Here is a 1,807-nt window from a genome sequence, read left to right on the forward strand (position 1 = left end):
TTGTGTCTTCGTGGCGCGGGCGGTTTGGTTTGCTTGTGTTTGCGCTGGCATCCGCGCTATGCCTTCGTGCTTCAAGCGTCGCCCCTGTGCGGGGCAATGCTCTCAACTTAAGCCTCATAAGCGCTTGTATACGAGAGGTCGCCCCTGTAAACTTGGTCGCATAACTCACTGATAAATCAACGATATGAACTCAAATACCGGCGTCTTCCCGACTTCTGGCTGAGTTCTCTGATTTCCTGCTTGATCCGGCGCTCGTGAATCGCGTGCGTCGTTTCCCCACTGCCTTTACCCGCAATCGCACCCTGACATTACCGCGCATGGCAGCGCTGATGATGTCGGGCATGTGTGCCAGCGTGCAGGCTGAACTCGACCAGTTGTTTGGCACGCTGGGCGGCCAGAGCCAGCGCGTGCGCGCCGTGAGTGTGCAGGCTTTCAGCAAGGCGCGGCGTGGCCTGTCGGCTGAGTTGTTCGACCTGGCTTGCGCGCGCCTCATCGCACTGGCGAAGCCCCATATCGATCCGATGCAGTGGAACGGCCTGAGACTGGTCGCCGCTGACGGCACTCGCCTGCGCGTGAGCACACGTTGTGGCCGTGAACTGCGCGCCGATCACTACGCGTTTGCGCTGTTCCTGCCGGGCCCCGAACTGACCCTGCACGCCGCGCTTCATCCGGCCGACGGCGCCGAGCGGCAGATGCTGTTCGAAGCGCTCGATGTGCTGCAGCCGAACGCCGATCTGCTCCTGCTTGATCGCGGCTTTATCAGCAACATGATGGTTGCCGCACTCGCGCAACGGGAGATAGCGTTCTGCATGCGTGTCGATGCACGTAACTGGAACTGCGTGACTGCCTTCGCCCGCAGCGGCGAGGCCGAGCGCGTGGTGACGCTGGAAGCGCCCAGCGAGCGGGACGCCCGCGATTACGAACTGGCCCGCACGCCCACCACCGTGCGCCTGATCCGTGATGTCACGCCCAGCGGTCGTGTGCGCGTGCTGATGACCTCGCTGCTCGACGCCGGGCGTTATCCCGCTGCGTCCTTCGGTGCGCTCTATCACCAGCGCTGGCGGATCGAGGAGGCCTTCAAACGCCTGAAGCACCGGTTGCGGCTGGAGGCCGTCACGGGGCTGGACTACCTGGCGTTGCAGCAGGACTTCGGCGCGAAAATCCTCGCTGACAACCTGTGCACGCTGCTCAGTGATCTTGATGCGCCGCACGACGGTCAATGTGCCAGTCGTCCCAACCGCGTGTACGCGCTGGGCGCACTCAAGCCATTACTTGGACCCTGCCTTCTGCGTATCCGACACTGTCTGGAGAACCTCATCCCGGTCCTGGCGGTGATCCATCAGACCCGATGTCGCATACAGCCCTCGCGCTCATACCCAAGGCCGCCCAGAAAAGCGAAGCCCCACTGCCATCTCGCGTACAAACTTGCTTGATGGAGTGGGGCTTAAGTTGAGAGCATTGCTGTGCGGGGCGGCACCTACTTTTCTTTGCCGCCGCAAAGAAAAGTAGGCAAAAGAAAGCGGCTAACACCGCCAACACTTCTTCTTGCCTGAGGGCCCCCAACCGGTCCTACGCTTCACACGGCAGTGCCCTGGTCCGCGTTCGTTGCCAACGCTTTGAATAAACGCCTCACCCACTTCGAACACCCGCACAAGGGCTAGCGGCAGCGAATGGTTTCTGCCGCCCAGGTGGCAAACTGTGTGTAGGTTGTCGCGGCGTATAGCTTGGCGCTCTTACAGGTGGGACGCGTGCGCTATCGGTCCGAAGTGAGGCGTGTGTAGCGCTACGGCCTACACACAGTTTGCCA

1 protein-coding gene is annotated in these 1,807 nt (G+C 61.6%); it reads left to right on the top strand.

The genetic code is table 11. The features are described 5' to 3' along the window. Positions 1-236 precede the first annotated feature (236 nt). A complete protein-coding gene (locus tag FHY06_RS34700; RefSeq protein ID WP_221404505.1) occupies positions 237-1,433 on the top strand; it encodes an IS4 family transposase in 1,197 nt (398 codons plus the stop codon). Positions 1,434-1,807: the final 374 nt, after the last annotated feature.

Source organism: Variovorax atrisoli, from assembly GCF_014195185.1.
Taxonomy (GTDB): Bacteria; Pseudomonadota; Gammaproteobacteria; order Burkholderiales; family Burkholderiaceae_C; genus Variovorax; species Variovorax atrisoli.